This is a genomic window from Acinetobacter calcoaceticus, from assembly GCF_051947995.1.
In the GTDB taxonomy this organism is placed as follows: domain Bacteria; phylum Pseudomonadota; class Gammaproteobacteria; order Pseudomonadales; family Moraxellaceae; genus Acinetobacter.
Window position 1 is genome coordinate 1 of record NZ_JBLVVH010000044.1, and the last position, 247, is coordinate 247.

Below are 247 nucleotides of genomic sequence, written 5' to 3' on the forward strand. Positions count from 1 at the left end.
TAACAGGGCGTTCCAGGCCGATGTCGTCATGGGGCGGGTCCAGAGTGAAGGTGGTGGTGCGCCACGGGGCTTGAGTGGGCTGGGCGAGGGCGTTGTCGTCGAAGGACCCCTGACGCAACCGCTCCTGCCGCAGCAGGTCGAGGTCGATATCGGCCAGGCAGTAGCCCGGTTCTGGGGAGAACCTGTCGGTGGCGGCAAGGAGGGAACCGTTTTCGTAGATCATCGTCTGGCCATCCCAAGACAGATC

General features: G+C 64.0%; 1 protein-coding gene. It reads right to left on the reverse strand.

Annotated features, from left to right (window positions below):
• A partial coding sequence (locus ACNQO6_RS18485) for a hypothetical protein (RefSeq protein WP_440209919.1) occupies positions 1-223 on the reverse strand: 223 nt, incomplete at its 3' end.
• Positions 224-247 lie beyond the last annotated feature (24 nt).